General features: G+C 47.2%; 28 protein-coding genes, 6 tRNA genes and 1 other annotated feature (1 of these 35 running past the window's edge). Of the genes, 30 read left to right on the forward strand and 4 right to left on the reverse strand.

Annotated elements, in window-relative coordinates; all coding sequences use genetic code 11:
• Positions 1-10 precede the first annotated feature (10 nt).
• The 6 genes from IV45_RS03580 to IV45_RS03605 all read left to right on the forward strand — a co-directional run bounded on the left by IV45_RS03580 (position 11) and on the right by IV45_RS03605 (position 866).
• Positions 11-81 (forward strand) — tRNA-Gly (locus IV45_RS03580).
• A 21-nt stretch (positions 82-102) separates the two neighbouring features.
• Positions 103-177 (forward strand) — tRNA-Ile (locus IV45_RS03585).
• Between the two features lie 11 nt (positions 178-188).
• Positions 189-277: transfer RNA gene (locus tag IV45_RS03590), tRNA-Ser, on the forward strand.
• 356 nt (positions 278-633) lie between these two features.
• Positions 634-706: transfer RNA gene (locus IV45_RS03595), tRNA-Glu, on the forward strand.
• 9 nt (positions 707-715) lie between these two features.
• Positions 716-789: transfer RNA gene (locus IV45_RS03600), tRNA-Met, on the forward strand.
• 2 nt (positions 790-791) lie between these two features.
• Positions 792-866: transfer RNA gene (locus IV45_RS03605), tRNA-Asp, on the forward strand.
• A 106-nt stretch (positions 867-972) separates the two neighbouring features.
• Here IV45_RS03605 and IV45_RS03610 read toward each other — a convergent pair.
• Positions 973-1452 carry an antibiotic biosynthesis monooxygenase gene (locus IV45_RS03610; RefSeq protein ID WP_057740775.1) on the reverse strand — a complete coding sequence of 160 codons (480 nt, stop codon included), beginning with the start codon at positions 1450-1452 and terminating at the stop codon, positions 973-975.
• Positions 1453-1740: 288 nt separating this feature from the next.
• Between IV45_RS03610 and spx the strand changes: the two genes are divergently transcribed.
• The 3 genes from spx (at position 1741) to IV45_RS03625 (ending at position 4018) form a co-directional block, all read left to right on the forward strand.
• The gene (gene spx, locus IV45_RS03615) at positions 1741-2145 is read left to right on the forward strand and encodes a transcriptional regulator Spx (protein WP_057740777.1); all 405 of its coding nucleotides are present in this window, start codon (positions 1741-1743) and stop codon (positions 2143-2145) included.
• Between the two features lie 109 nt (positions 2146-2254).
• A complete protein-coding gene (locus tag IV45_RS03620; RefSeq protein ID WP_057740779.1) occupies positions 2255-2920 on the forward strand; it encodes an adaptor protein MecA in 666 nt (221 codons plus the stop codon).
• A gap of 90 nt (positions 2921-3010) precedes the next feature.
• Entirely contained in the window at positions 3011-4018 is a 1008-nt protein-coding gene (locus tag IV45_RS03625) for a competence protein CoiA (RefSeq protein WP_057740781.1), read from the forward strand.
• A gap of 61 nt (positions 4019-4079) precedes the next feature.
• On the opposite strand, the gene IV45_RS03630 is transcribed toward IV45_RS03625, so the two are convergent.
• Positions 4080-4676, reverse strand: a complete 597-nt coding sequence (locus IV45_RS03630) for a DsbA family protein (RefSeq protein WP_057740783.1) — start codon at positions 4674-4676, stop codon at positions 4080-4082.
• A 162-nt stretch (positions 4677-4838) separates the two neighbouring features.
• Here IV45_RS03630 and yjbM point away from each other — a divergent pair, with 162 nt between their 5' ends.
• Genes yjbM through IV45_RS03645 form a run of 3 tightly spaced genes read left to right on the forward strand, consistent with a single transcriptional unit; the run spans position 4839 to position 7212 of the window.
• Complete coding sequence (yjbM, locus tag IV45_RS03635; protein WP_057740785.1) at positions 4839-5531, forward strand: GTP diphosphokinase; 693 nt, start codon at positions 4839-4841, stop codon at positions 5529-5531.
• Positions 5528-6334, forward strand: a complete 807-nt coding sequence (locus IV45_RS03640) for an NAD kinase (RefSeq protein ID WP_057740787.1) — start codon at positions 5528-5530, stop codon at positions 6332-6334. Before yjbM ends, IV45_RS03640 begins: the two co-directional genes overlap by 4 nt.
• Entirely contained in the window at positions 6331-7212 is an 882-nt protein-coding gene (locus IV45_RS03645; RefSeq protein ID WP_057740789.1) for an RluA family pseudouridine synthase, read from the forward strand. Before IV45_RS03640 ends, IV45_RS03645 begins: the two co-directional genes overlap by 4 nt.
• 67 nt (positions 7213-7279) lie before the next feature.
• Here IV45_RS03645 and IV45_RS03650 read toward each other — a convergent pair whose 3' ends face one another.
• Positions 7280-8308, reverse strand: coding sequence for a lactonase family protein (locus tag IV45_RS03650; RefSeq protein ID WP_057740791.1), 1029 nt, complete (start codon positions 8306-8308; stop codon positions 7280-7282).
• 93 nt (positions 8309-8401) lie between these two features.
• Between IV45_RS03650 and IV45_RS03655 the strand changes: the two genes are divergently transcribed.
• The 3 genes from IV45_RS03655 to IV45_RS03665 all read left to right on the forward strand — a co-directional run bounded on the left by IV45_RS03655 (position 8402) and on the right by IV45_RS03665 (position 12269).
• Positions 8402-9253, forward strand: a complete 852-nt coding sequence (locus tag IV45_RS03655) for a methyltransferase domain-containing protein (protein ID WP_057740793.1) — start codon at positions 8402-8404, stop codon at positions 9251-9253.
• 189 nt (positions 9254-9442) lie between these two features.
• Positions 9443-9952 (forward strand): tRNA (cytidine(34)-2'-O)-methyltransferase, encoded by a 510-nt coding sequence (locus IV45_RS03660; RefSeq protein ID WP_057740796.1) that lies wholly within the window; start codon positions 9443-9445, stop codon positions 9950-9952.
• A gap of 13 nt (positions 9953-9965) precedes the next feature.
• On the forward strand, positions 9966-12269 hold the full coding sequence (locus tag IV45_RS03665) for a DNA translocase FtsK (protein ID WP_057740798.1): 2304 nt from the start codon (positions 9966-9968) through the stop codon (positions 12267-12269).
• 49 nt (positions 12270-12318) lie between these two features.
• Here IV45_RS03665 and IV45_RS07770 read toward each other — a convergent pair whose 3' ends face one another.
• Positions 12319-12438, reverse strand: coding sequence for a DUF4044 domain-containing protein (locus IV45_RS07770; RefSeq protein WP_083487257.1), 120 nt, complete (start codon positions 12436-12438; stop codon positions 12319-12321).
• Between the two features lie 115 nt (positions 12439-12553).
• Between IV45_RS07770 and IV45_RS03670 the strand changes: the two genes are divergently transcribed.
• The 15 genes from IV45_RS03670 to IV45_RS03740 all read left to right on the forward strand — a co-directional run bounded on the left by IV45_RS03670 (position 12554) and on the right by IV45_RS03740 (position 26537).
• Positions 12554-12910, forward strand: coding sequence for a DUF3397 family protein (locus tag IV45_RS03670; RefSeq protein WP_057740800.1), 357 nt, complete (start codon positions 12554-12556; stop codon positions 12908-12910).
• A gap of 152 nt (positions 12911-13062) precedes the next feature.
• On the forward strand, positions 13063-13491 hold the full coding sequence (mraZ, locus tag IV45_RS03675; protein WP_057740801.1) for a division/cell wall cluster transcriptional repressor MraZ: 429 nt from the start codon (positions 13063-13065) through the stop codon (positions 13489-13491).
• A 12-nt stretch (positions 13492-13503) separates the two neighbouring features.
• Positions 13504-14445, forward strand: a complete 942-nt coding sequence (gene rsmH / locus IV45_RS03680) for a 16S rRNA (cytosine(1402)-N(4))-methyltransferase RsmH (RefSeq protein ID WP_057740803.1) — start codon at positions 13504-13506, stop codon at positions 14443-14445.
• Positions 14446-14467: 22 nt separating this feature from the next.
• Positions 14468-14836 carry a cell division protein FtsL gene (locus tag IV45_RS03685; RefSeq protein WP_157051201.1) on the forward strand — a complete coding sequence of 123 codons (369 nt, stop codon included), beginning with the start codon at positions 14468-14470 and terminating at the stop codon, positions 14834-14836.
• Positions 14837-14838: 2 nt separating this feature from the next.
• Positions 14839-16992 carry a penicillin-binding protein gene (locus IV45_RS03690; protein ID WP_057740806.1) on the forward strand — a complete coding sequence of 718 codons (2154 nt, stop codon included), beginning with the start codon at positions 14839-14841 and terminating at the stop codon, positions 16990-16992.
• 32 nt (positions 16993-17024) lie between these two features.
• Positions 17025-17993, forward strand: coding sequence for a phospho-N-acetylmuramoyl-pentapeptide-transferase (gene mraY / locus IV45_RS03695; protein ID WP_057740808.1), 969 nt, complete (start codon positions 17025-17027; stop codon positions 17991-17993).
• A gap of 20 nt (positions 17994-18013) precedes the next feature.
• Positions 18014-19390 (forward strand): UDP-N-acetylmuramoyl-L-alanine--D-glutamate ligase, encoded by a 1377-nt coding sequence (gene murD, locus IV45_RS03700; protein ID WP_057740810.1) that lies wholly within the window; start codon positions 18014-18016, stop codon positions 19388-19390.
• Positions 19390-20496 (forward strand): undecaprenyldiphospho-muramoylpentapeptide beta-N-acetylglucosaminyltransferase, encoded by a 1107-nt coding sequence (gene murG, locus IV45_RS03705; protein ID WP_057740811.1) that lies wholly within the window; start codon positions 19390-19392, stop codon positions 20494-20496. The genes murD and murG overlap by 1 nt, the downstream gene beginning before the upstream one ends.
• Positions 20497-20552: 56 nt before the next feature.
• On the forward strand, positions 20553-21392 hold the full coding sequence (locus tag IV45_RS03710; RefSeq protein WP_057740813.1) for a cell division protein FtsQ/DivIB: 840 nt from the start codon (positions 20553-20555) through the stop codon (positions 21390-21392).
• Between the two features lie 117 nt (positions 21393-21509).
• Positions 21510-22898: a cell division protein FtsA gene (gene ftsA / locus IV45_RS03715; RefSeq protein ID WP_057740815.1), complete on the forward strand. Its 1389-nt coding sequence runs from the start codon at positions 21510-21512 to the stop codon at positions 22896-22898.
• 20 nt (positions 22899-22918) lie between these two features.
• The gene (gene ftsZ, locus IV45_RS03720; protein ID WP_057740816.1) at positions 22919-24193 is read left to right on the forward strand and encodes a cell division protein FtsZ; all 1275 of its coding nucleotides are present in this window, start codon (positions 22919-22921) and stop codon (positions 24191-24193) included.
• A 71-nt stretch (positions 24194-24264) separates the two neighbouring features.
• On the forward strand, positions 24265-24690 hold the full coding sequence (locus tag IV45_RS03725; RefSeq protein WP_057740819.1) for a cell division protein SepF: 426 nt from the start codon (positions 24265-24267) through the stop codon (positions 24688-24690).
• 31 nt (positions 24691-24721) lie between these two features.
• Entirely contained in the window at positions 24722-24985 is a 264-nt protein-coding gene (locus tag IV45_RS03730; protein WP_191980008.1) for a YggT family protein, read from the forward strand.
• Between the two features lie 10 nt (positions 24986-24995).
• Positions 24996-25781: a YlmH family RNA-binding protein gene (locus tag IV45_RS03735; RefSeq protein ID WP_057740821.1), complete on the forward strand. Its 786-nt coding sequence runs from the start codon at positions 24996-24998 to the stop codon at positions 25779-25781.
• 18 nt (positions 25782-25799) lie between these two features.
• Positions 25800-26537 carry a DivIVA domain-containing protein gene (locus IV45_RS03740; RefSeq protein WP_057740823.1) on the forward strand — a complete coding sequence of 246 codons (738 nt, stop codon included), beginning with the start codon at positions 25800-25802 and terminating at the stop codon, positions 26535-26537.
• Between the two features lie 7 nt (positions 26538-26544).
• Positions 26545-26716 (forward strand) — a binding site (T-box leader) (it continues 42 nt past the right edge of the window).

The raw sequence follows: 26716 nt of genomic DNA on the forward strand, positions 1-26716 counted from the left end.
TTCCACCTATGCGGGTATAGTTTAGTGGTAAAACCACAGCCTTCCAAGCTGTTGTCGCGAGTTCGATTCTCGTTACCCGCTTTCCCCACGGGTGTGGAAAATGGGCCTATAGCTCAGTTGGTTTAGAGCGCACGCCTGATAAGCGTGAGGTCGATGGTTCAAGTCCATTTAGGCCCACTTTTAATTATGGAGACTTACTCAAGTTGGCTGAAGAGGCGCCCCTGCTAAGGGTGTAGGTCGGTAAAACGGCGCGAGGGTTCGAATCCCTCAGTCTCCGCTACAAATAGGAATGTTCATCATTTCCATATTAGTAGTAACCACGGTTTAATGCCGTGGTTTTTATTTTGCCTTAATTTAATCTCGACTTATTAGTTTGGCGACAAATGAAGGCTAATGGCATATACACTAGCATTTATTTTGCTTGTCTAAATAATTAGCAGGGGAAATTTATCAATTAGCTATAGCATAACAATATAGATGGTCAGCCATAAGCAGTAGTAGGCGCGTCTGTGGCCCATTAATTGGTACAATATTTTCAATCAAATACTTCTTGCATAATCGGAATTTCTCTGTTAAACTATTTATTGTTGTTGAGTGATAGTAATGCTGATCACAACAATGTCGTCATTTGATGACCCGTTGGTCAAGTTGGTTAAGACACCAGCCTTTCACGCTGGTAACGTGGGTCCGAATCCCGCACGGGTCAGTTAATTATCGCGGGGTAGAGCAGTCTGGTAGCTCGTCGGGCTCATAACCCGGAGGTCGTTGGTTCAAATCCAGCCCCCGCAATTGGTCCATTGGTCTAGTTGGTTTAGGACGCATCCCTGTCACGGATGAGATCACGCGTTCGAGTCGCGTATGGACCGCTTTAATAAGTCTGCCTGGTTGGCAGGCTTTTTTATTTTAAAAATAAGACCCACAACGAGCTATGAAGCAGTTGTGGGTCATTTGTTTAAGCTGATCATTGTCGGCTTAAATGGTCTTGAACGTTTCCGTAAAGTTCCGAATCCGCTGGGTGGTGAATCCCTTCAACGGTTCGTAAGAGGTACTCTTAATCCAATGGTCCAGAGCATCTTTATCTTTCCAGATAGTTAACATGACGATGGTCCGTGGATGATCGTCACGATGGCAGAGGTAACCGTTAACAAAGCCATTGTCAAGCTTGTCGAGAATGTCACTGGCAACTTCAGTCAATGATTCGTCCCGTTGCTTAGAAAGGTCGAATGCTTGATAGTAAAGGATACCCTTAAATTCATCATTGCCAACAGCATGGTCGACAATCAGGTCAATAGAATCGCCTAAAACGTTGTCTTGATTGGATAGGTCGTAAAGTTCGTACTTGTCGGCAGTATCGAGGCTTTCAACTGGCTGTAAACGCCGATTTGAATACTTACTAATTTCACCGTCGATATAGGTCTTAGAACCTGCGGCGTAGTGAATTTGACTGATCATTAGCTTTCACTCCTTCGTTCATATTATACACTTCTTTAGAATTCAGGAGAGTGGTGAATAAGTGGAAAGGTGATAATTATCAGGCGTTCGTTTGATTACTGTAATTTGGCTTATTAACAGCTAGCAATATATGGCTAATAATTCTGTACTAATATACATCACTAAAAGGCACATCTACCAATTTACTTACAAAAAGTCAAGAAAATTGCCGAGAAGCATTTATTTTTCATTTGTTTTCAGGTATAATTATTACAAAAGTAATTATGCACTGATAAGGAGGCTTCTTTAATGGTTGTTACATTATATACGTCACCAAGTTGCACATCTTGCCGGAAAGCACGTGCTTGGCTTCAAGAACACGGCATCCCATTCAAAGAACGGAATATTTTTTCCGAGCCTCTGAGCAAGAACGAAATTAAGAACATTCTTAAAATGACCGTTCACGGAACGGAAGATATCATTTCAAAGCGATCCAAGGCATATGCCCAATTAAAGACGGATCTGGATGAGTTGCCGATGAATAAGTTATACCAGCTGCTGCAAGATGAACCTGGTTTGCTGCGTCGTCCAATTATCATTGATGATCGGCGGATGCAAGTAGGCTACAATGAAGATGAAATTCGTCGTTTCCTGCCGCGTAAGATTCGCAAGATGGAACTGGCGGAAGCACAACGTAAAGCAGATATGATTTAAACTTAGGCTGGGTTCTTGCCCAGCTTTTTTGTATCCTTTACTTTTAGTGTTAAACCGTTACAATTAATTGTAATAACAGTCGTACACGAAGATTGAGAGGTGTCGGCATATGGAAATGCAAAGAATTGATGCCAACACAATCCGCGTATTAATTGACCAAGACGATTTAGACGCACGCGGAATTACGATGCTGGACTTACTGGGCAATCAAAACCAGATTGAAGATTTCTTTTACAGTATCCTGGAAGAAGTGGATACTGACCATCAATTTCATAAAAATGATTCAGTAACATTTCAAGCTTTGCCCACTAAAAAGGGTCTGGAGCTGTTGATTACGAAGGGCAGTCCTCGTGAACAGGCAAATAAACAACATGTTTCCCGCATGATTCAAGAAGAACTGCGCGGTCACGACTCTGTCAAGAACAAGGATCAAGTTGCCCACCGTCAGCCTGTTGGCAAGGATGAACACAGTTTTGATCCTAACCGGCAATTTGTTTTCAAGTTTAAGGACTTCGAGGACTTTGTTGAATTGGCCCATGCAGTGACGCCGGATGAATATCAGTCCGACCTTTACCTGTATCAAGGTCATTACTACTTGTTGTTGCAAAATGTTGATGGCAACGGTGCGGTGAGTGATGAAGTCAAAGACATGCTATCGATTGTTAATGAATTCGCCGACGAAAGTAAAATTGCGGCTCCGGTTCTCCAAGAACACGGGAAACGTTTGATGCGGCAGTCCGCTCTGGAAACCGCCCAATATTATTTCAAAAACTAATCCGGTTCACCATTAATCGAGTAAAAAAGTCATCTTTTATGATGGCTTTTTCTTTTTTTGCCGTCTCTAGTTAGTGAGGGGGCGATGCTGATGCTGGTAGCGAAAAATGGGCAGGGACAATTAGTCTATGCTTGGCAATCTAAACCTGGCCGAGCCTATTACTGCCCAGAATGTGGGCAACCATTGAGACTCTGTGTCGGCACACAGAAGGCAGCATATTTTGCACATCGTCGTCGGTCGTCCTGTCAGCTGGACCAAGGCGAGAGTAGTCAGCATCTGACGGGTAAGCATCAAATGTGGCAGTGGGCAAACGATCATGGTTGGCGGCCAGCACTGGAAGTCTATTTGCCCCGTATTCAACAACGGCCTGATTTATTATTAAGTGCCGGGCCCGAAAAGGTGGCTATGGAATTTCAATGCAGCCCACTTTCGTTTGAGCGCTTGTGTCAGCGTAATGCCGGTTATCAGCAATTAGGCTTGGGTTTTATCTGGTATTTAGGACCGCGTTATCGGCATAAATTAAGAGCTGTCAAGCGGGCCCAATTTGTACAAAACTATTTTGGCCAGCCTGCTATCTTTTTATGGGATCTAAATCATTGCCGGCCGATTTACTCACGTGTCGCCATGACCACCGCAGCGTCTTCTCGGCTAATGATCAAGCAGACGTATCATTTGTGCTATTACCCACGTGCCCAGGTTAATCTGCGGCAAAGGGTCTACCAGGCGGGCCACTTATTGAATTGTTGCCCTCTGCAGGCACATTGCCACGCGCCAACCCCGTTTTTAATGAAAGAAAGCGACTTTAGTTGGCGGATCAATGTATTGTTGTGGTTAGAAAAAATGCCGCTTCATTATGAGTGGACACAAGATAAGTGGTGGGCAAGTATACAGCGGCAGACCAGGTGGCAGAGTTGTCCGTGTTTAAGCACAGATAGCCGGCGTCATTTTCAAACATGGCAATTACAAGAATTTACCCAGGAACTCTTAGCGACATACATTTTAGGAAGGAATCGTTCCGGATATTATTTGAAACAGCAACCAGTTTGGTTTGAAAATGTCAGTGACAAACTGAACGCGATCACGAGACACGGTGAATAAAAAACTGCTAACAACGGATGATCGCTGTTAGCAGTAGATTCTTATATAAAAAGTATTTCACTTATTTGTGCACCAATCGATGATCTTGATTGATGTGCAGCTGGCCGTGACGGGCACAGTCAATTAATTTTTGGTAGGTAAAATCATGGATGAGGAGGGAATAATCTGGATCACAGGTATCAAGCACAATTGCCGTCGGAGTATCAATGACACCCAGGTCGTCCGCAATCGTCTGGTCTTTACGTAATGATTTGCGCACCATTTGGGAGTGACGGTCCTCCGTAAAGGTTGCCCAGTCCAAGTTGGCTAGTTGGGCAATGCGCTTGACGATCTCATCAGTATATTCCACGGTGCGATCGGACATGATTTTTTGCACGTTCACCAGGTATTGACGCCCGTGCTGACCCCCTTGGAAACTGGCGGCCTTAATGTCTAACGCAACTTGATAGAGCATACATGATACACACTGCCGTTGTTTTAAATGGCAACGGGATAAGTGATAAAGATCAAGTGTATGCTGGATAGTTTTCATGTTGACCAATGGAATGAATTGATATGACACCTTAGTCTGCAATTGCCGTTCCACTGCCAACACGTCTTGTTCACTGTGTAAGCAACGGGTTCCTAGCGGATTAACAAATAAGTGAATTTCTAGCACTTTTGCCCCTCCATCATTCGATTACTCAAAGGCACTCGGTCCTTAATACGCATTTATTTTTGCAAATAAAATGGATCTTGTAAAGCAAACCGACTTGCATGAGTTAACTACCAGACGGGATGACTTATGCTAAAATAATGAATGGTTAAAGGAGGAACAGAAATGATTGAAGACTGGCAACATTTTCTTTTACCATATCAGCAAGCCGTGAACGAATTGAAAGTTAAACTTCGGGGCATGCGCAAACAGTTCCAAGATCAGGCACAACATTCGCCGATTGAATTCGTGACGGGGCGGGTTAAGCCTGTCGATAGCATCAAGGAAAAGATGGTGCGCCGGCACGTTGAAGAGGATCGGCTTGAGCAAGATATGCAAGACATTGCTGGTCTACGAATTATGTGTCAGTTCGTTGAGGATATCTATCAAGTAGTGGACCTGCTGCGGCAGCGGACCGATATGAACATCTTGGAAGAACGTGACTATGTGACCAACGTTAAGCCAAGCGGTTACCGGTCTTATCATATTGTGATTGAATATCCAGTGCAGTTGGTGACCGGCGAAAAGAAGATTCTGGCTGAAATCCAGGTGCGGACGCTGGCCATGAATTTCTGGGCCACTATTGAACACTCGTTAAACTACAAGTATCAAGGAGTCTTTCCCGAAGACTTGTCGGCACGTTTGCAGCGGGCTGCCGAGGCGGCATTTAAGCTTGATGAGGAAATGTCCGACATTCGTGAAGAAATTCAAGAAGCACAAAATCTGTTCTCCTACAGTCGTAAGCCAAATCAACTCGATGAAAGCAACCATAATGACGATAACGGAGACGATCAGCAGGATGGGGGATCACCGGAATGAAAGTAGCAATTTATACTTATCCATCACCAGACTCGACCCGTCTGCGGGACATGATCATGAAGGGTCTGAAGAAAAGCAAAATTGATTATGATGATGTTGAACCGGACATCGTCATCACAATTGGCGGCGATGGCACCCTGCTGTCGGCATTTCATCACTACATTCACCAATTAAACCACGTTCGTTTCGTGGGGATTCACACCGGCCACCTAGGCTTCTACACTGATTGGCGTAATTTTGAAGTTATGGAGTTGATCGACAGCCTTACCAACGAGGGGGCCCAGTCCGTCTCCTACCCATTGTTGGACATGCGAGCACGATTTGCGGATGGCCACGTCATTCATGACATTGCCTTGAATGAATCAACGGTCAAGAATTTCTCGAAAACCATGGTGTGCGACCTTTACATCAACCACGAATTGTTTGAACGTTTTCGGGGCGATGGTTTATGTATCTCAACTCCAACTGGTTCCACTGCCTGCAACAAGGCGGTCGGCGGTGCCGTAATGGATCCGCAAATCGTGGGTTTTCAACTGACGGAAATGGCCTCATTGAACAACCGGGTCTACCGGACGCTGGGGTCACCAGTCATTCTTGGGGCGGACAACAAGCTGACCGTTCGACTCAATAAGGGTTCGGGTCAGGTATTGACCTGCGACCGGCTGACAAACATGGTTGAGTCGCCAAACCAGCTGGTCCAAGTTGATTATAAGGTTGCCCGCAACAAGATTCAGTTTGCCCGTTACCGTCACACCAACTTCTGGCAACGCGTCAGGGATTCCTTCATTGGTGACATGGGATGAGATTTCAATGGCGCTATGAAGGCGATTCACCGCGTAAATTAAGAACCGTTCTGCGGGAGCAAGGAGTCACCAATTCCTTGATCAAAGTGACCATTTATCACGGTGGCGCAATGTACATTGGTGACCAGCAGGCCTGGGCGATCGATGAAGTTCAGCCTGGGCAGGTAGTCAGCCTGGTTGTCCCAAATGAAACTGGGAATGAAAAGATTGATCCTTATCCGCCGGAATTTCGGATCGCCTATGAAGACCGCGACTATCTGATTATTAACAAAGACGCCGGGGTGGCGACGGTGCCGGCCCACCATGTTTCCGTGCAGGATAGTTTGGTCAACCAGGTGAAGGCTTACTATCAGGAACAAAACTATCCCAACCAGGTAACGCACGTGGCGACACGGTTAGACCGTGATACGAGTGGCTTGGTGGTCTTTCCCAAGCACCGCTTTGCCCATGCGGTGTTGGACCGTCAGTTGAAGAAACGGCAAGTGAAAAAAGACTATGTGGCAGTTGTCAGTGGTTGCTTGCAAGCCGACCACGTCTATATCGATGCTCCCATCCAGCGCGATCCGGAGTCGTTTGTCCAGCGCATAGTTGGGCCCGCCGGCAAGGTTTCGGTCACCGAATACTGGGTAGAAAAGCGGCTCGCCGATCGTAGTTTAATTAGGATCCGTCTGCACACCGGCCGCACCCATCAAATCCGCGTGCACCTGGCTTATCTCCACCATCCTTTACTAGGGGATGAGATGTACGGTGGACCGCTGGATCTGATTGGCCGGCAAGCATTGCATTGTCATCGCATCAGTTTCTGGAGTCCGTTTAAACAGAAAATGATTACGTGCACGGCTCCGTTACCGGCTGATATTCAACAATTGATCGATTAAAAAAGCCCTTGGCCAACATTTTTTGGTCAAGGACTTTATTTGTTAACGCCGATTAAACGCTAATTGATTAATACCATTTCTTCACACAAACTGGTTCAGGCAGTGAAACACCACTTTGAATTGAAGTCAGCAGGCCAGTTTGGCTATCACGCCGGTAAAGCGTCAAGTTGTCAGACAGCTGGTTGGATGCGACCAGGTAGCGGTCATCATGACTCAGTTCGAAGTCCCGTGGGAAGTCGCCGGCGGTACTGATTGACTGAATGTGCTTGACGGTGAAGTCAGGTTGAATGGCAAAGACGGCAATTGTGTTTTGACCACGGTTAGAGGTGTAAACATATTTGCCATCGGCACTCAAGTGGATAGCCGCAGCACCATTATGCGCCTGCCAATCTTCCGGAATGGTCTTCAGAGTCTGCAGGTGTTCAAAGGAGCCATCAGCTGAGTTGTACTTCAATACCTCTAACTTGCTTGATAATTCACCCAAGAGGTAAGCGTACTTGCCATTCGGGTGGAAGGCCAGGTGACGGGTACCAAAACCAGGTTCACATTGATAACGTGAAGCCATCGTCAGCTTGCCATCATCGGACACGTCATAGGTTAACAATAAGTCCATTCCCAGATCACAAACTGCCAAGCGACCATCAGGGGTCAGTTGAGCATAGTGGGCGTGAGGAGCATCCTGTTCAGGCCGTGGCCCACATTCTCCTTTATGTACAACGCTATCCGTTAAGGTCAGTTTGCCTTCCGCGCTGACTTTGTAGGCCCGGATTTCACCCTTGTGATAGTTGGCGGTGTAAATCATGTGCCGTGATGGGTCCCAGCTGACGTGAGCCGGTGGTGCCCCAGCAGACATATCTTCGTCAATTTCCTTGGCTTTTTCGCCGTCAAGCTGATAACTGGCAACCCCGCCGTTTTCGCCTTCTTGTTTTAAGACGAATACGAGGTGATTAGGACCAAGGGCCAAGTAGGCTGGCTTTTGTTGTGGCGCAATCAAGCGAACATTAACCAACTTTTCCTGGTCGTCATCTAACGTAACTGCATACATACCCTTGCTAGTTTTTAGGGTATAGGTACCAATCAAAAAATTCTCTTTCATTGATTTCCCCTCCTTGATGATTATCTCTATCATATCAGTTATTGAAAACGCTGACGCAATTGAATTTATGCTAAACTGAATAAGGTGATTTAGATGAAAAAGATAGAAATTGCAGAAGATTGGGTGCAGCGCCACCTGGACATATTTGCCTGCCCAATTTGTGGCCAACCCATTGAAAAGATCGACCAACAGCAATTGGTCTGTGTCAACCAGCATCGGATCAACTTTAACAAGCACGGCTACCTATATTTGTTGAACCATGGCGAGAGCTCTGAATATGATCGGGAGATGCTGAGTGCTCGTCGCCAAATGCTTGACGCGGGTCTCTTTTTGCCAATTGTAAAGACCATTGCCCAACAAATTGGCAGTCGGCCTCAGCGGATCTTAGACGTCGGTTGTGGTGAGGGGACACCCTTATATCAGTTAGCAAATATTTTAGCCGACCCCGAGAACGCCTATGTGGGTTTTGACATTTCTCGGGCGGGCATCCAGCTGGCCACTCAATTGGATCCGCAACTGTTTTTCTGTCTAGCCGATTTGCGGGCCTTGCCATTTCAAAACGAATCATTTGATACGATCATCGACCTGTTTTCACCATCCGATTATCAGGAGTTCGACCGTGTCTTGAAGGCAGGCGGACAAGTCATCAAAGTCATTCCGGATAATGACTACCTGCCGCAACTACGGGCATGTTTGTATGATGAGGATGACCCACATCGTCATTACAGCAATCAGTCGGTGAAGGAGCGTTTCCTGGAGCATTATCCAAAGGCAGAAGTAAAACCAATGAGCTATGATTTCAAGCTGCCAAGTGACTTGCGCCATGCCATGGTAATGATGTCGCCACTGCATTGGGGAAGTGGGGCCCATCAGCTGACCAACGAGGATTATCAACGGCTTGACCGCGTCACTGTCAACGTTAATTTGCTGCTTGCAAAAAAGTAAAAAAACTATAACTTTTTGCTGGCATTTTATAAAGATTGTGGTATTATATTTATCAGAAATCGTTTAGCAAGCGACATCGATCTGCATCGTTGGTACTTGCTAAGGAGTACTTCATCAAAGCAGCGTTTCGCCGTGCCCACACCGAGACCCTGCTTTTTTTATTTGCCTAAATTAAAGGAGATCCGTGTTTTGACCAATCATATTGTTTTATTTGAACCCCTTTTTCCAGCCAACACTGGCAATATTGCCCGGACCTGTGCGGGGACTGACACGGTCCTCCATTTGATTAAGCCATTGGGATTTTCCACCGATGACAAACACATGAAACGGGCCGGCCTGGACTACTGGAATTCGGTGAAGGTGGTTTACCATGACGATTTACAGGCGTTCATGGCAACCGTACCCGACATTAATCAGCTCTACCTGGTTTCCAAATTTGCGACCCGTGATTATACGGAAGTTGATTACACACTACCGGGTGACCATTACTTCCTCTTTGGTAAGGAAACGACGGGGCTGCCGGAACCATTCATGCGGCGCTACCCAGAACAGGCGATCCGGATTCCGCAGGATGATTCCCATATCCGCGCGTTGAACCTTTCCAACAGTGTGGCGATCGTTATCTACGAAGCCTTGCGTCAGCAGCAGTTTCCAAATCTGGCCCGGGTTCACCGTTATCCGTTTGATAAGTTAAAGTAAGGAGCACCATTGCATGGCAGTTAGAAGAAAAAGGCGTTCAAGAACCCGCCAACAGTCAAAGTCAACGGCTAGAGGTCGTCCGCGCCTGGCAGGGAGTTTAGCTGGCGTCTTAATCATCCTGCTAACCTTAACCGGTGTCTTTAATCTAGGCCTGATTGGTGAGCTGGTTAACGGTCTGTATCAATTTTTGGTTGGTCAAAGCAGATTTGTGCTGATGGTCATCGTCTGCCTATACGCACTTTGTTTGATTGTCTACAATCGTCTGGCACGATTCCGGATTCGCTGGGTGGTCGGCTTCCTCATCTTTTATGCCGGCTTGTTAATTTTGCTGCATGCCCAGATGTTTGCACAACTGAATCAACATACTCACTTCATGACGATTACCATGAACCACCTCGAGCAGTCGTTTATGAATGACAACACTGTCCCGATCGGTGGTGGCCTGCTGGGAGGCTTGCTCTTTTCACTGGCGGTGACGCTGCTGAGCATCAAGGGAGCACCAGCATGTGCCTGGCTGTTGATGATTGTTGGGGCCATTGTCTTCTTTGATGTGCCGTGGCAAACGATCATGGCGCATGGCGGGCAAACAGTTGTTAAGGGATGGCATGCATGCCGGCAGTGGTTGAGCAATCGGGGAGATTCGTCAGCTAAAAGGCAGCCGGCCATTCACACCCCGTTGGTCAAGAGTAATGCGCCAGCTTCGCAACAGCCGGCGACGGATGCCCATGCTGCGCAGACCAAGCTCCCAATTAGTGATACTGAGCCCAAGATTACGGTGGCCAACAGTTCGCAAGCTGACAAGGCTGCTCCTGCAAGCACGGCTTCTGCAGCTAGTCAACCAGCAAGTGAAGCCGAGAATGACGATTTTGATGTTAACGTTTTGGACAATGATCAAAGTGACAGTGATTACCAGCTGCCACCGGTCAGTCTCTTAACCAAAGTCGGCAGCACCGACCAAACCAGCGACTTGAAATCGATCAAGTCGAATACGAAGAAACTGCAGTCCACTTTGAAGTCATTCGGCGTGGACGCCACGGTTGAAAATGTCAACCTCGGTCCTTCAGTGACTAAGTATGAACTGCGGCCGGCTGTCGGAGTTAAGGTCAGCCGGATCACTCATTTGGCGGATGACTTGGCATTGGCACTGGCAGCAAAGGATATCCGGATTGAAGCCCCAATTCCTGGCAAGTCCTTAATCGGGATTGAAGTTCCGAATAAGAAGATTGCTACGGTGGGCTTCCGTGACATGATCGAAGCCGTACCGCCACACCACGACAAACCGTTGGAGGTGGCATTAGGCCGGACGGTGACTGGTGAAGTAATGACGGCCGACCTAACCAAGATGCCCCACCTGTTGATCGCCGGTGCCACTGGTAGTGGTAAATCGGTGGCCATCAATGTGATTATCACGAGCATCCTTTTAAACGCCAAACCCCACCAGGTTAAGTTCCTGATGATTGACCCCAAGAAGGTTGAGCTGAGTGTCTATAATGGCATTCCGCACTTGCTATCGCCCGTTGTTTCCGATCCTAAGAAGGCGGCCCGGGCGTTAGGCAAAGTGGTCAGTGAAATGGAGCGGCGCTATGAATTGTTTGCTCATTTTGGCATTCGCAACATCAAGGGCTACAACGCCCAGGTAAAGGCACACCCAGAAGATGAGAACCACCACTACCTACCGTTGATTCTGGTCATCGTTGACGAATTGTCTGACTTGATGATGACGGTTTCCAAGGACGTGGAAGATGCTATCGTCCGGATCGCGCAAATGGGGCGGGCGGCTGGTATCCACATGATCCTGGCTACCCAGCGGCCGTCCGTTGATGTCATTACAGGTTTGATTAAAGCCAACGTGCCATCACGGATTGCATTTGCCGTTTCCAGTGGGGTTGATTCAAGAACCATCTTGGGAACCAATGGGGCGGAAAAACTGTTGGGTCGTGGTGACATGCTCTTTCAACCGATCGATCAGAACAAACCAACTCGTGTCCAGGGGGCATTTATCTCTGATCATGATGTTGAAGCGGTTGTTGACTTCATCAAGAAGGAACAACCGGCTCACTATGACGAAAAGATGGTCGTCAGTGATGCTGAAATTAAGCAGGAAGAAAACCAAGAAGAGCAGGATTCTTTGTTCCCCGAAGCCGTAAAATTCGTAATCCAGGAACAAAAGGCCTCGACTTCTTTGATTCAACGGCGCTTCCGGATTGGTTATAACCGGGCTGCGCGGATCATTGATGACATGGAGCAACAGGGCTATATCGGCCCAGCCAATGGGTCCAAGCCTCGTGAAGTCTACAAAGAACCACCGTCTAAGTAATAATTAAGGCCGCTAGTGATTAGCTAGCGGCCTTTGTATTGTGATTGATTTAGAACATGCCTAATGAAGAAACCGCACCGAGGATCAATGACCCCAACATTGCGATTAACATTAGCCAGACGGCAATCATCGTGATCTTTTGAAAAGTTGATTTTTTCTTCTTTTGCATTTCGCCCATCCTTTGTTTATTGACTGCACATAGTTTAAACAATTGCCGCCACAATTTCAAATTCTGCTTAGTAATGATAAGATAAGCTTAAAGAAAAGAGATAGGGAGAGGCATTATGAAGATTCACCAGTTGCTAATTCAGCTGCTGATACTGATCATCTATTGGCTGATTGAAAAACTTTGGTCTAAGATTCGCTCATCTAACCGGCCAGGCAGAAAACGCGTCCATTATCCAGCCGCTTGGACAATCTTATTGCTGTTATTGATCTGGTGGAAAGTGGGGACTTACTACTTTGCTTATCCGGCAGCCATTTTGTCCTTGTTTGGGCTCATCTTGGCTTGTTTACAACGTTATCAAACGGGTGAATTCCTCTATTCCCGTTTTTGGATTGCTTACTGGCGTTTGGCTTGCTTGATGACCGTCGTTTTCTTCGTATTTGCCAACTTGCTACCACCATTACCCACCGCTTAAAAACGTTGATAAATCAATGATTATCAGGTCCTCTGCTTGCAGGGGATCTTTTTTTGTTGCTTTTTATGGTAAATGGTGAAACAGTGTGGTGAGAAGTGGGGGATTGTGGTAGAATTGACGATGTGATCATGGAAGAAAAGGGGTGATTAGTCGTGTTCATGGGTGAGTTTAATCACACAATAGATAACAAGGGCCGGCTAATCATTCCCGCAAAGTTTCGTTCCCAACTGGGCGAACGGTTTGTGATTACACGGGGCATGGATAAATGCCTTTCTGGCTACTCGATGAAAGAGTGGGAGCAGTTGAAAGACCAGCTCAGTAAGCTGCCAATGACGAAGAAGAACGTTCGTCAGTTTGTCCGGCTGATTTATTCCGCAGCCATTGAATGCGAGTTCGATCGGCAAGGACGGGTTAACTTATCCCAGACATTGATCGATTATGCTGACATTAAGAAGAAGTGCATGATCGTTGGGGTTTCATCACATTTTGAAATTTGGGATGAAGCTGCTTGGAAGAAGTACAGTGCGGATGCCGCTGAAGACTTTGACGACGTTGCTGAACAAATTGATTTTGATTTTTAACGGAGGGTGCCAATGGAGTTTAAACATGTGACTGTGCTCTTACACGAGGCAGTTGATAATTTAAATATCCAGCCCAATGGCACTTACGTCGATGCCACACTCGGTGGTGGCGGTCATACTTCCCTGATCCTTTCACATTTGCAAAATGGTCACTTGTATTCGTTTGATCAAGACCGTGAAGCAATCGAATATAATCAACAGCATTTGCAAACGGCCATTCAGTCAGGTCGGTTGACTTTGATTGAAGACAACTTCCGCCATTTAAAAGCGGCATTGGCTAAGCAACATGTATCGTCAATCGACGGCATTGTTTATGATTTGGGTGTTTCCTCGCCACAGTTTGACGAAAGTAATCGGGGCTTTTCTTACCAGCATGATGCCGAGTTGGACATGCGGATGAATCAAGAACAGAAGCTGTCAGCCAAGACCATCGTCAATGAATGGCCATATGAAGACTTGGTGCGGATCCTTTATCGCTATGGTGAAGAGAAGTTCGCTAAGTCAATTGCGCGAAACATTGAACGGACGCGGCAACATCAGCCCATCACCACCACCTTTCAACTGGTTGACGTCATCAAGGAAGCGATCCCGGCACGCGCAAGGCGACATGGTGGTCACCCAGCCAAGAAGAGTTTTCAAGCAATTCGGATTGCGGTCAACGATGAATTGGGAGCGTTGGAAGAATCGCTTGAGCAGGCACTGGCTTTATTGAATCCAGGTGGCCGCATCAGTGTGATTACTTTCCAATCACTGGAAGATCGGCTAGTAAAGACAATGTTTAGGGAAAAGAGTTCATTGCCAGAATTGCCGCCAGGATTGCCAATCATTCCGAAAGAGCAACAGCCAGATTTTAAATTAGTTAACAAAAAACCAATTGAACCCAGTCAAGAGGAATTAGCGGTTAACCACCGCGCACACAGTGCAAAATTAAGGGTTATCGAAAAAATTAAATAGTTAGTTAAGGATCGTGTTTGAAATGGATTGGAATACTAATACCGCAAGACAACTGAACAGAGGAACACAAACACAAAGTCAAGTGCACCCACAGCCACGGGTGAACCCGACTAACAAAACGATTCCATATTCAAAGTTTGAGTGTTTGTTAACCACTGTCTGTGCGGCCATCGTGGTCTGGATGATGATCACGTTGGTTAGCACAAAGATCAGTATTAGTAGTGCACAACATCAATTACAAAGCGTGCAGACGAGCATCAGTGCCGTCAACAATTCCAACATCAGCAAACGCGAAGAAATTAGTGATTTAATGAGTCAGTCACATTTAAAGAAAACTGCGGTAAAATATAATTTTAAAGATGCAAATTCTGATGTAAGGAACGTTAAGTAGTAATGAAATTTAAACGTCATTCTCAACGAACGATAAATAGGGGACATAAGCGCAACGAGCGTGGTTTCGGCCAATGGTTGCGGATTGTGGCAATCATTGTCTTCCTCTTATTTATCGTTCGTTTTGGTTCCGTTGCAATTTTTAAAGATGTTAAAAATCATGACCTGGAGAGTGCTGCTCAAGAGCGTTACACCAGGTCACAGTTTGTGCGTGCCCGGCGCGGTAAGATCACGGATGCACAAGGCAATATCTTAGCCGAGGATAGCAATTCATACACCGTCTATGCCGTGCTTGACCGCCAACAAAAGGATAAAAACGGCAAGCCTAAATACGTAGCCGACAAGCGAAAGACTGCCAAAGTGTTGTCATCATATTTGGACATTCCCGAAAAAAAGATCTACAAAGATTTAAATCCCAAGAAGAAGGATATCTTCCAAGTTCAGTTTGGGCCGAACGGGAGCAACCTTTCCGTCAACAAGATGGAGGAGATTAAGAACCGCCACTTACCGGGAATCAAGTTCATCAAGAATCCTGCTCGTCAGTATCCGGAAGGTAACTTTGCCCGGCAGTTGATCGGGCTGGCTAATCCAGTGACGGACAGCAAAACCAAACAGATGACTTTAGTTGGTCGGCTTGGCCTGGAAAAGAGTCTGAACAAAGAGTTAGCGGGTCAAAACGGGATCAAGAAGTCATCCAGCGACCTTTACGGTACCCAATTGCGCAACGGTAAGCAGAAGACTTCTGCTGTCAAGAACGGTGATAACGTCCAAACCACGTTGAATGACCGAATTCAGCGGCAATTGGAAAACAGTATCGATAATGTCAACGATCAGGCCAAACCGTCATCAATGAGTGCGGTCGTGATGGAAGCCAAAACCGGGAAAGTCATTGCGGCAACTCAGCGGCCGAACCTGAAATCCAAGAAGCCGGTCTGGACCAACGCTTTGACGCAGGATACCTATGAACCTGGCTCAACCATGAAGGTCATCGCTTTGAGTGCCGCCATTGATTCCGGCCACTTTAATCCGGATGCGACTTACCACTCTGGTACTTGGGACATCGGCGGCGGCAAAGTTACCGATTGGGATCCTGCTGGCTGGGGTGACATCACGTATCGTGAAGCCTTCTACCGGTCGAGTAACGTTGGTTTTGCCCACGTAGAACAAAATATGGGGGCAAAGATCTGGAAGAGTTATCTGGACCGTTTCGGCTTCTTCAAACCGGTCCATGTTTATGGCATGTCGGATGAGTTCGCGGGTTATAGTAACTTCCGGGGTGCCTTGGAGCAATCCAACACTGCCTTTGGTCAAGGTTTAACCGTCAATACGATGCAACTGATGCAGGCCTTTTCAGCGGTTGCTAATGATGGTAAACTGATGCGACCTTATTGGATTAATAAAGTCACCAGTCCGAATGGTAAAACGGTCAAGCAGATTCATCCTCAAGTTGTTGGTCACCCCATCAGTGCTAGCACGTCTAAGCAAGTGCGCAAGCTGATGGAAGGGGTCATCTACGACAAGAAGGGGACCGGTCAGGCTTACAAGGTTGACGGCTACCGCATTGCCGGTAAAACGGGGACTGCCCAGATCGGTGGTGCCCATGGTTATGAACAGGGTTCCAGCAATTATATCTACTCATTCGTGGGTATGCTGCCGGCCAACAATCCGCGTTACATAATCTACCTTTCAATGAAGCAGCCAACGTCGCTGAAGGACCCGGCCGAAAAAACAATGGCGACGATTACGACACCGTTAATCAAGTCTTTGATGAGCAATGACAAGTCGCAAACGCCAAAGAACGACGGGATCGCCAACGTTCCTTCGGTCAAGGGGATGAACAAGCAGTCGGCACAAGATAAGCTCAGTAAACAACACCTGCAGGTCACCGTTTTAGGCAGTGGCAACCGGGTCACCTGGCAATCACTGACTCCTGGCAGTTCGATTGTTTACAATAACCGGATCATCTTGTTGACCAGCGGCGAGGTTAAGATGCCTGACATTACTAACTGGTCACAGGCCGATGTGAGTGCGTTATCCCAAGCTTTAGGTCTCCACCTGCATTCGTCAGGCAGTGGCTTTGTTAAGGACCAGAGCATTAAGAAGGATGCCGTGGTCAAAAAAGGACAGACTTTAGAAGTTAAGTTTGAACAACATTAAATATTAATAATTCAGAGAGGAAGAATATTTCGATGTCACCCCAATATCTAATTAGTGGATTAGTTGCCTTATTAATTTCAGGTGCAATTACGTATTTCTTGATGCCGCACTTGATCAAGTATTTCCGTGCCAAAAAGGAAGGCCAACAGATTCGGAAGATCGGCCCGACTTGGCATAAGAAGAAGGCCGGTACGCCGACGATGGGTGGGTTGCTCTACATCTTCGCAACCGTTGTATCCATTCTGATCGTTGCCTCCTTCAATGGCTTATTAAGCAACACGATGTGGGCACTCTTATTCACACTGGTCGTCTTTGGCCTGATTGGTATGTGGGATGACAGCATCAAGATTTTTCACCACCAGAATCAAGGCTTCAAGGCATGGCAGAAGTTTTTGTGCCAAGTCATTGCGGCCATGGTCTTCACGGTGATTTATCAACACGAAGGCTTTCAAATGGGCTTTGGCAACAGTCAGATGGGTTGGCTCTATGGGCTCTTCATCATCTTCTGGATGGTTGGTTTCTCTAACGCCGTCAACCTTACTGACGGTCTGGATGGCTTAGTCACCGGTTGTGCAACGGTTTCCTTCGTCGCTTACCTGATCATCGCATTGGTTCAGGGACAGATGGAGGTGGCCCTCTTCTGCATGGCTTTGATTGGGGCATTGATTGGCTTCTTCCCATACAACCACAAGCCGGCGCAGATTTTCATGGGCGACATGGGCTCCCTAGCATTGGGTGCCAGCCTGGCCGCAGTGTCGTTGCTTTTGCACCATGAATGGTCATTGTTAGTTATCGGCATTATTTACGTTGTCGAAACGGCAAGTGTTATTTTGCAAGTAATTTCCTTCAAGACCACTGGCAAGCGGATCTTCAAGATGACGCCGATTCACCACACCTTTGAATTGATGGGCTGGAGTGAATGGAAGATTGACGGTGTCTTCTGGGCAATTACTGCTGTTGCTTCGGTAATTTCATTGTTATTTATTATGTTGGTCGGCTAATTTAAGACGGGGTGAAACAGATGAATCAAGTTACAAAATATCAGAACAAAAAAGTCTTAGTCATGGGCTTTGGTATTAGTGGGATTAACGCCGCCCACTTACTCGTAAAGCTGGGTGCCAAAGTTGTGGCTAATGACCAGAAAACGCCTAAAGATCCGGCAGTGGTTAAAGACCTGGAGCAGGATGGGATCAAAGTGATTACCGGTTCCAACCCGGTTAGTCTGGCTGACGATGGCTTTGACTACCTGGTCAAGAACCCTGGGATCCCTTATGGTGTGCCGCTGGTGGCAGCTTTCGTCAAGAAGGGGATTCCGATCATTACAGAAGCCGAATTGGGCTATGAAATCTTCCCTGGTCACCTGATCAGTGTTACCGGCTCGAATGGTAAAACCACAACGACAACTTTGATTCAGCGGATGTGCGCTGAAGGCCTGCCTCACGAAAGCAAGTACGCGGGCAACATTGGCGTGTCCTTTAGTAAGGTAGCAGCCACGATGAGTGCAGACGACACCTTGGTTACAGAATTGTCCAGTTTCCAACTGCTTGGGGCACCTGAGATTCACCCACACATCGCAGTGATCACAAACATTTTCTCCAATCACTTGGATTACCACAAGACGCGGGAGAATTACATTAATGCCAAGCTGAACATCACCCGCAACCAGACCAAAGATGATTATCTGATCATGAACTGGGATCGGGACGAATGGCAGCAGATCGCCAAGCGGACCAACGCCACGGTAATTCCTTTCTCCCGGCAAGACCGCTCGGAGAAGGGTGCCTATGAGAAAGACGGCAACATTTACTGGCAAGGTGAAAAGATCATGGCTGCCAGTGACATCCGCCTGATCGGACCTCAAAACGTCGAAAATGCTTTAGCTGCGATTGCTGCCGCTAAGTTGAGTGGTGTCGACAATCAGGCCATCGTTAAGGTTTTGACCACTTTTGGCGGGGTTCGTCACCGTCTTCAATACGTGATGGAATACAAGGGCCGTCGCTTCTATAACGATTCCAAGTCAACCGACATTGAAGCAACTGAGGTGGCCCTGCAAGGGTTTGACGCCCCAGTTATCCTGTTGGCAGGTGGCTTGGACCGTGGCTACACCTTTGAACGCCTGGTGCCCTACTTCAAGAAACACGTTAAGGCATTGATCGTCTTTGGTCAGTGCAAGGACAAGATGAAGGATGCCGGGAAGCAAGCCGGCCTGTCCACAATCATCGAGAGTGAAAATGCCATCACGGCGGTTCCGGAAGCATGGAAGCTTAGCGAACCGGGCGACGTCATTCTCTTATCGCCAGCCAACGCTAGCTGGGACCAATTCCCAAGTTTTGAAGTTCGTGGCGACAAGTTCATTGCAGCAGTTGAAAAATTAACAGGACAAAAGGAGCAAAAGTAATGCGATTAATGGTATCCGGCGGGGGTACGGGTGGCCATATTTACCCAGCACTCGCTTTAATTGAACGTTTGAAACAGGTTGAACCAGACACAGAGGTTTTATATGTCGGCACGACCCGTGGCTTGGAGAACAAAATTGTTCCCGCTGCCGGTTTGAAGTTGGTAACCTTGCACACACAGGGCTTCAAGCGTTCATTATCCTTGGACAACTTTAAGACCATGTATCTGTTTTTGAAGTCTGTTCACGATGCGAAGAAGATCATTCGTGATTTCAAGCCAGATGTGGTTCTGGGTACTGGCGGCTATGTCAGCGGGGCAGTGCTCTATGCAGCGGCTCGGATGAAGATTCCGACCGTGATTCATGAACAGAACAGTGTGGTGGGGATTACTAACAAGTTCCTCAGCCACTTTGTCGATGAGATTGCCATTGCCTTTGAAGCGGCACGGTCACAGTTCCCTGAAGAAAAGGTGACAATGACGGGCAACCCGCGGGCACAGCAAGTCGCAGCCAATGCTCAGTCCACTTATTCTTGGACGAAAGACGGTTTAAGTGACGACAAGCCAACGATGATGATTTTTGGTGGTTCTCAGGGTGCACCGAAGATTAACAGCAGCGTTGTGGAAGCCATCCCAGAGTTCAACAAGCGTGACTACCAAGTCATCTTCGCCACTGGCCAGAAACGTTATGACAGTGTCAAAAAGCAGTTGGCCAACGTAAAGATTGGTGACAACGTGAAGGTGGTTCCTTACATTCCGGACATGCCAGCTAAGATGCCAAAGGTTGACTTGCTGGTTTCGCGGGCCGGTGCCACCACGATTGCCGAAATCACCGCTTTAGGAGTCCCGGCCATTTTGATTCCGAGTCCGTATGTCACGGCTAATCACCAGGTAAAGAATGCCCAGGCATTGGTTAAGAATGGTGCAGCAGCTATGATTCTGGAAGACCAGTTGGATGGACGCTCATTACTGCTCCAAGCTGATCGCTTAATGAAGAATAAAGAATTGCGTGATCAGATGGCGGCTAATTCCAAGAAAATGGGGCGGCCGGATGCAGCTGATCGCTTGATCAAAGTGATGAAGCAGGCCATCGCTGATCATCAGAAGTAATTAGTGATGTCCAAAATAGGAGCCGAATAATCAACTAAGAAGGGGAGGAAAACGGAATGTCAGACGATCGCAGCGGTCACAAAGAGCACGAACGCTATGTGCAGCGTCTCCATCAACTCGAACAGCCGGAGTTGAGCGCGGATGATGTTGAACGCGAGGATGCTTTGCAGCAAACGTTGCCCAAGTTGACAGCTAAACAGATTCAAGGCAATCGGCGTCGTTTTATTTCCGTGATCATTCCTTTTGCAGTGATTCTGCTCATTGCTCTGTACATCATCTCACCATTGAACAAGGTCAAAACGGTGACGGTGACTGGTAATCATGACTTAAGCAGTCGTGAGATTCAGCAAATCACTAATATCAAGCCAGGGCGCTACATCTACAACGTCGTCAAGGAACCCAATGCCGCCTTGAAACGAGGCCAGCAAAAAAATCCGCAGTTGAAGGATGTCAAAATCGAACGGACTGGTTGGCGTTCAGTTAAGGTAACGGTGAGCGAGTACCCAGTCATTGGGGTTATTAACCGCCAAGGCAAGCAACAGGTATTGTTGGGCAACGGCAAGTATCGTTCGCCTGATGGCCCGCTGACCAACTTTGTTACCTACAGCAACTTTGAAAAGTCACCAGTGCATCTGAAGATTACTGCCGAGGAGATTGGTACGTTGCCCGAGGCCATCCGTCACAGCATTTCGGATGCCAGCTTTGCACCGACGAAGCTGAACCCAGACCGGATCCGTTTGCTGATGAATGATGGCAATACCGTTTACGTCACGGCTGACCAGCTGGGTAAAAAGATGAAGTACTACCCACAGATTGTGACGAAGATGCAGGGTAACGGTGTCATCGACCTGCAATATGGGGCTTATTCGTATGGTTATGGCGACAAGAGCAAATAACAGACTTTTCGCATTCTTTTTACCGATTTGTTCCTAATCTGTAAGGCAACTGTGGTAAAATCTAATCGTGTATATAAATAATAAAGACAAAGAAAGTTTTAGGAGGTTCCGGATCAAATGAGTGATTCACAAATCTACGTCGGTTTAGATATAGGAACCACCTCGGTTAAAGTTCTCGTCTGTGAAAATGTAAAAGGCAGACTGAAAGTGATTGGTGTGGGCGAGCAGCCTTCTGGCGGTCTTAATCGTGGTGTGATTGTCGATATCGATAAGACTGCAAGTTCCATTTCAAAGGCGGTTGCTCAAGCCACTGCCAAGTCAGGCACCACCATCCGCAAGGTGATTGTTGGCTTGCCAGCTAATTACCTGCAAATGAATCAAGTTCACGGAATGATCACTGTTGCCGATCAGGGGCAGCCACGAGAAATCGTTAATCAAGATGTGATTGATGTTGCTCATTCGACTCTTTCGCAGAGTTTACCAGCAGAACGTGAAGTCATTGATTTAGTCCCAAGGGATTTTGCGGTTGACCAATTCCGAGGCATTAAGGATCCACGTGGCATGTCAGGTATTCGCCTGGAATTATGGGCAACGGTTTACAGCGGCCCGAAGACGATCGTTCACAACGCCAAGAAGGCCATTGAACAGGCTAACTTACAGATTGAGGACTTAGTAGTCGGTCCAATTGCTACTGGCTTCAATATCTTGAGTGATGGCGAACAGGACTTTGGGACGATTATCATGGATCTGGGTGCTGGTCAAACCACTACCAGTATCATTCACGACCGTCAATTGAAGTACTCCTACGTTGATCCTGAAGGTGGCAACTTCATTACCAAGGATATTTCCACGGTTCTGAATACCTCGTTGAAGAACGCCGAAAAATTGAAGCTCGACCATGGTTATGCTGATAGTTCACAAGCCGATGAAAACGTGCAATTAGCAGTTGATGTGGTCGGCAAGACACAGCCGGTCAACTATACGGAAGAGTACTTAGCCGAAGTTATTGAGGCACGGGTTCGTCAAATTATGCGGCGCGCTAAGGACAAGCTTGATTCCATCAATACTCCACACCTGCCTGGTGGTGTTGTTCTGTATGGTGGAGTTGCTGGTTTGCCAGGTATCAAGCAGATCGCAGCTGACTACTTCAACGGCAACGTCCGCGTATTTATTCCTGATCAGATGGGCATTCGGCGGCCATCATTTGCCAATGCTTTATCGCTGTGTATGTATGAGAGCAGCTTGAGCGACGTTGACCAGTTACTGAAGAGCACAGTTCATGATGGTGATGTCATCGTGAGCCGGCACGAAGAGCAAGATAACACGCCAAATCCAGCTCCTGCTCATAAGTCACGTTTCTTCAGTCGGAAAGCAGAAACTGAAGAACCGCGTCAGCCAAAGCCAAGTGCTGAACCCGCAAGCAAGCATGAAAAATCTGAGAAACCAGATCATAAGCAGAGCGGCGAGAGTCGGATCAAGAGCTTCTTTAGCAACTTCTTTGATTAATAATTCACGGAGGGACTTCAATGGATAATGCTACAAACACGAATCAACCAGATGAAATGAAAGGTGCCCGCATCAAAGTTATTGGTGTTGGGGGCGGTGGTGGCAACGCCGTCAATCAGATGATCAAGGAAAAGGTCACTGGTGTCGACTTTATCGTTGCCAACACTGATTTACAGGCCTTGGATGGCTCCCAGGCTAAGACTAAGATCCAATTAGGACCTAAGCTGACACGTGGTTTAGGTGCCGGCTCTAACCCAGAAGTGGGTGCCAAGGCGGCTCAAGAAAGTGAATCAGAAATCACCAAGGTCCTGGACGGCGCTGACATGGTCTTTGTCACTGCCGGAATGGGCGGTGGTACCGGGACTGGTGCCGCTCCGGTTATTGCCAAGATCTCCAAGGATGCCGGTTACTTGACGGTTGGTGTTGTTACCCGTCCATTTAGTTTTGAAGGTTCCCGGCGTTCACGTCTGGCTGCTGAAGGACTGGAAAAGCTGAAGAAGAACGTAGACACGCTGATCGTTGTTGCTAACGATCGTCTGCTGGAAATGATCGACAAGAAGACCCCAATGATGGAAGCCTTCAAGGAAGCCGACGATGTATTGCGTCAGGGTGTCGAAGGGATCTCTGATCTGATCACCAACCCTGGTTACATCAACCTGGACTTTGCTGATATTCGTCACACGATGGTCAACCAAGGTTCTGCCTTGATGGGTATTGGTTCCTCCACTGGTGAAAACCGGGCTACTGAAGCTACCAAGAAGGCCATTTCTTCACCACTGCTTGAAGTATCCATTGATGGTGCTGAACACGTCCTGGTTAACGTTACGGGTGGCAAGAACTTGTCAATGTTTGAAGCTCAGGAAGCTTCCAGTGTTATCCGTGATGCCGCAAATACCAATGTCGATATTACCTTTGGGATGGCCCTGGATGAAAAGCTGGGCGATGAAGTCCGGGTAACGGTTATCGCTACTGGAATCGACAAGGACAAGCAGCAACAGTCACGGTCACGGCGTCCAGTTGATGCTAGCCAAAACGAACAGCCGGCACCACTGCAGTCCGCTGCGCCTGTGTCTGCTGCTAACAATCAACAGCAGCCAGCCAACAGTGACAGTGAAGACCCATTCAGTGGTTGGAATGACCCAGGTGCTGGCGATGAAGATAATTCACGGCGTCAACAGAACTTTGATGACGTGAAGAAACCTGACTTCAGCGTTCAGGATGATGACTTAGGTAATGTTGACGATGGTGGCGAAGACTTGTCAACGCCAGCCTTCTTTAAGAATCGTCGCAAATAAAGATTTGTTAGATTAAGGGAGGAGCCATCAAGCTTCTCCCTTTGTGTCTTCTTTCAGAAAGGAGCATGAAAATGGCTAAATTTTTAAGTAACTTATTTGGAATGGATGACGAAGACAGCGCAGCTACTGATTACTACAACCAGGATCAGACGGCTCCGGTCACTACCAATAATCGTAAGGTGGTCTCCATCAATCGTGGTAAGTCTGACTTGCACACGAATGGCAAGATTGCCCTGTTTGAACCACGGATTTACGGTGATGCTAAAGAAATTGCCAACCGACTGCTGGATGGTCAGGCAACGATCGTAAACTTCAGCCAGATGGATCCAAAGATTGCCCGCAAGACGGTGGACTTTCTGAACGGTGCCGTTTTTGCCATCGATGGCGAAATCAAACGGGTCGGGGAACAGATCTTCCTGTGCACACCACGCAACGTTGAAGTGAGCGGCAAGGCGGCTGAAGACCTTGCTCGTGAACACGACAGTGAAAACTTTTAATCATTAAGACTTTCAGAAAAGAGGTGGACACGTGATTAGTTTTATTGTTTGGGCGATTACTAAATTATTGAATTTATACGGCTTTTTAATCGTAGTCTGGTGTCTGTTGACTTGGTTCCCAGGTGCATTACGCACACAACTGGGAGAGTTTTTAAGCCGGCTAGTTGAACCCTATCTTGATTTTTTCCAACGCGTGATTCCACCACTGGGCGGCATTAGTTTTGCCCCGGTCGTTGCACTGCTGGTCCTCTGGTTTGTGCAGTTAGGAGTCACTGGATTGGCAAGCTGGCTTTAGGTGGGCAATCATGGCGAACGAAAATATTACACAGCATTTTCGTCCCGACGAGGTTCCTTTTATTGATTCGATGATGAGCTTAATCAATACCGCGAGCAGTGAGTACCGGCCCGTGTTGACTGATTTTCTCAATCCGCGTCAGCTATATATCCTGCAAACACTAGTGAATGCGCAGGATCAATTGAAGCTGCGTCATTGGGGTGGCTATCCAGAAGCGGAGATGCAACGCGCCCTGATCTATCCTGATTATTTCGAGCCGACGGAAGATGATTTCAAACTGCAATTGATTGAAGTTGACTACCCGTCAAAGTTTGTTGAACTTCATCACCGCCAGATTATGGGTTCTTTACTGGGATCCGGTATCAAGCGTGATACTTTCGGTGATATCTTGAATGAGGATAATCATTGGCAGTTTTTCATCAAGCGCGAAATGACCGCTTATGTTGGCAGCCAGGTTGACCGGATCGGTAAAACCCATGTTCATTTGATCATGATTGATGTGGACCAACTCGTTCATCCAACCGACGACTGGGAACCACTCGACAGCACAGTGTCTTCATTGCGGCTGGACGTAGTGATCTCCACGGCATTCAATTATTCCCGGAACCGTTCCAAAAACCTGATTGAACATGGCATGGTGCGGGTCAATTGGGAAGAGATCGACCGGCCCGATTATGAATTAGCTGTCCATGACCAAGTTTCGGTCCGTCATAGCGGGCGGATTAAGTTGACCGCGTTACGGGGCAAAAATAAAAAACAAAAATTAAAAATCGCATTAGCAGTGATTAATGCATAAGATTTGGAGGATAAGCAAATGACAGTCTCAGCAGATGAAATTAGTAACAAGAGTTTTGATAACAAAATGCGTGGTTACAACCCACAAGAAGTCCAAAGCTTTCTGCAGGAAGTTGCTGACACGGTGCGTCAGTTAAGCGACCAAAATCGTGAATTACAGGAAATCGTGAAGGGCGACAAGGAAAAGCTGCGTTACTTCACTGACTTGAAGGACTCACTGAACAAGTCCATCCTGGTGGCTCAAGAGGCCGCCGATAAGGTTAAGAACAATGCCAAGAAAGAGGCCGAAATTATGGTGCGTGAAGCCCAGAAGCAGGCCACTGACATTGTTTCTGAAGCCAATGATAAGGCCAACGCGGTGGTTGAAGACAGTGCTAACTCTACGCGCAAGTTAGTTACCGAAACCAACGACCTGAAGAAGCAGACCCGGATCTTCCGGCAGCGGCTGCAGGTTATGCTGGAATCCCAATTGGAAGTTGTTAAGAGCAGCGACTGGGATCGGCTGTTAGCCAATGATGACACTGACAAGTACGAAGAAATTCAAAAGTCATTAGGAAACAAGGTTGACAATTCTCAATCTGCGAGTGTACAATCTGACCAAGTAACTTCAGTAGATCAACCTATCTTCAGTGATGGCCCAGAAAGTGCAGCTTCTTCTGCTGCTCAACCGGCTTCTGCAAGTGGCACGGTTGACAACCCACAGGCAGCTGGCAAGACAGTGGTCATCTTCCCAGATAGCGATTCTGCTGCTAAGTAATTCATTTGCTAAATTGATGACGGACACAGCGACTATTGAGTGTGGCATTCAGCGAACTGGTGATTGGTGAAAGACCAGTGAAAGCCTTGATAGCCTATCAGTCCGGAAAGTTACCCTGAATAGTAGGGGTAACCGGTTCATTACCGTTATTAAATGCCTAAGGAAACAATCCATTTTGT

It is taken from the genome of Limosilactobacillus secaliphilus, assembly GCF_001437055.1.
Classification (GTDB): domain Bacteria; phylum Bacillota; class Bacilli; order Lactobacillales; family Lactobacillaceae; genus Limosilactobacillus; species Limosilactobacillus secaliphilus.

What these genes read in the sequence shown, in the direction of transcription:
- IV45_RS03610 (WP_057740775.1), bottom strand. Translation starts at nt 1,452, where the DNA reads ATGATCAGTCAAATTCACTACGCCGCAGGTTCTAAGACCTATATCGAC.
- spx (WP_057740777.1), top strand. Translation starts at nt 1,741, where the DNA reads ATGGTTGTTACATTATATACGTCACCAAGTTGCACATCTTGCCGGAAA.
- IV45_RS03620 (WP_057740779.1), top strand. Translation starts at nt 2,255, where the DNA reads ATGGAAATGCAAAGAATTGATGCCAACACAATCCGCGTATTAATTGAC.
- IV45_RS03625 (WP_057740781.1), top strand. Translation starts at nt 3,011, where the DNA reads ATGCTGGTAGCGAAAAATGGGCAGGGACAATTAGTCTATGCTTGGCAA.
- yjbM (WP_057740785.1), top strand. Translation starts at nt 4,839, where the DNA reads ATGATTGAAGACTGGCAACATTTTCTTTTACCATATCAGCAAGCCGTG.
- IV45_RS03640 (WP_057740787.1), top strand. Translation starts at nt 5,528, where the DNA reads ATGAAAGTAGCAATTTATACTTATCCATCACCAGACTCGACCCGTCTG.
- IV45_RS03645 (WP_057740789.1), top strand. Translation starts at nt 6,331, where the DNA reads ATGAGATTTCAATGGCGCTATGAAGGCGATTCACCGCGTAAATTAAGA.
- IV45_RS03650 (WP_057740791.1), bottom strand. Translation starts at nt 8,308, where the DNA reads ATGAAAGAGAATTTTTTGATTGGTACCTATACCCTAAAAACTAGCAAG.
- IV45_RS03655 (WP_057740793.1), top strand. Translation starts at nt 8,402, where the DNA reads ATGAAAAAGATAGAAATTGCAGAAGATTGGGTGCAGCGCCACCTGGAC.
- IV45_RS03665 (WP_057740798.1), top strand. Translation starts at nt 9,966, where the DNA reads ATGGCAGTTAGAAGAAAAAGGCGTTCAAGAACCCGCCAACAGTCAAAG.
- IV45_RS07770 (WP_083487257.1), bottom strand. Translation starts at nt 12,438, where the DNA reads ATGCAAAAGAAGAAAAAATCAACTTTTCAAAAGATCACGATGATTGCC.
- IV45_RS03670 (WP_057740800.1), top strand. Translation starts at nt 12,554, where the DNA reads ATGAAGATTCACCAGTTGCTAATTCAGCTGCTGATACTGATCATCTAT.
- rsmH (WP_057740803.1), top strand. Translation starts at nt 13,504, where the DNA reads ATGGAGTTTAAACATGTGACTGTGCTCTTACACGAGGCAGTTGATAAT.
- IV45_RS03685 (WP_157051201.1), top strand. Translation starts at nt 14,468, where the DNA reads ATGGATTGGAATACTAATACCGCAAGACAACTGAACAGAGGAACACAA.
- IV45_RS03690 (WP_057740806.1), top strand. Translation starts at nt 14,839, where the DNA reads ATGAAATTTAAACGTCATTCTCAACGAACGATAAATAGGGGACATAAG.
- mraY (WP_057740808.1), top strand. Translation starts at nt 17,025, where the DNA reads ATGTCACCCCAATATCTAATTAGTGGATTAGTTGCCTTATTAATTTCA.
- murD (WP_057740810.1), top strand. Translation starts at nt 18,014, where the DNA reads ATGAATCAAGTTACAAAATATCAGAACAAAAAAGTCTTAGTCATGGGC.
- murG (WP_057740811.1), top strand. Translation starts at nt 19,390, where the DNA reads ATGCGATTAATGGTATCCGGCGGGGGTACGGGTGGCCATATTTACCCA.
- IV45_RS03710 (WP_057740813.1), top strand. Translation starts at nt 20,553, where the DNA reads ATGTCAGACGATCGCAGCGGTCACAAAGAGCACGAACGCTATGTGCAG.
- ftsA (WP_057740815.1), top strand. Translation starts at nt 21,510, where the DNA reads ATGAGTGATTCACAAATCTACGTCGGTTTAGATATAGGAACCACCTCG.
- ftsZ (WP_057740816.1), top strand. Translation starts at nt 22,919, where the DNA reads ATGGATAATGCTACAAACACGAATCAACCAGATGAAATGAAAGGTGCC.
- IV45_RS03725 (WP_057740819.1), top strand. Translation starts at nt 24,265, where the DNA reads ATGGCTAAATTTTTAAGTAACTTATTTGGAATGGATGACGAAGACAGC.
- IV45_RS03735 (WP_057740821.1), top strand. Translation starts at nt 24,996, where the DNA reads ATGGCGAACGAAAATATTACACAGCATTTTCGTCCCGACGAGGTTCCT.
- IV45_RS03740 (WP_057740823.1), top strand. Translation starts at nt 25,800, where the DNA reads ATGACAGTCTCAGCAGATGAAATTAGTAACAAGAGTTTTGATAACAAA.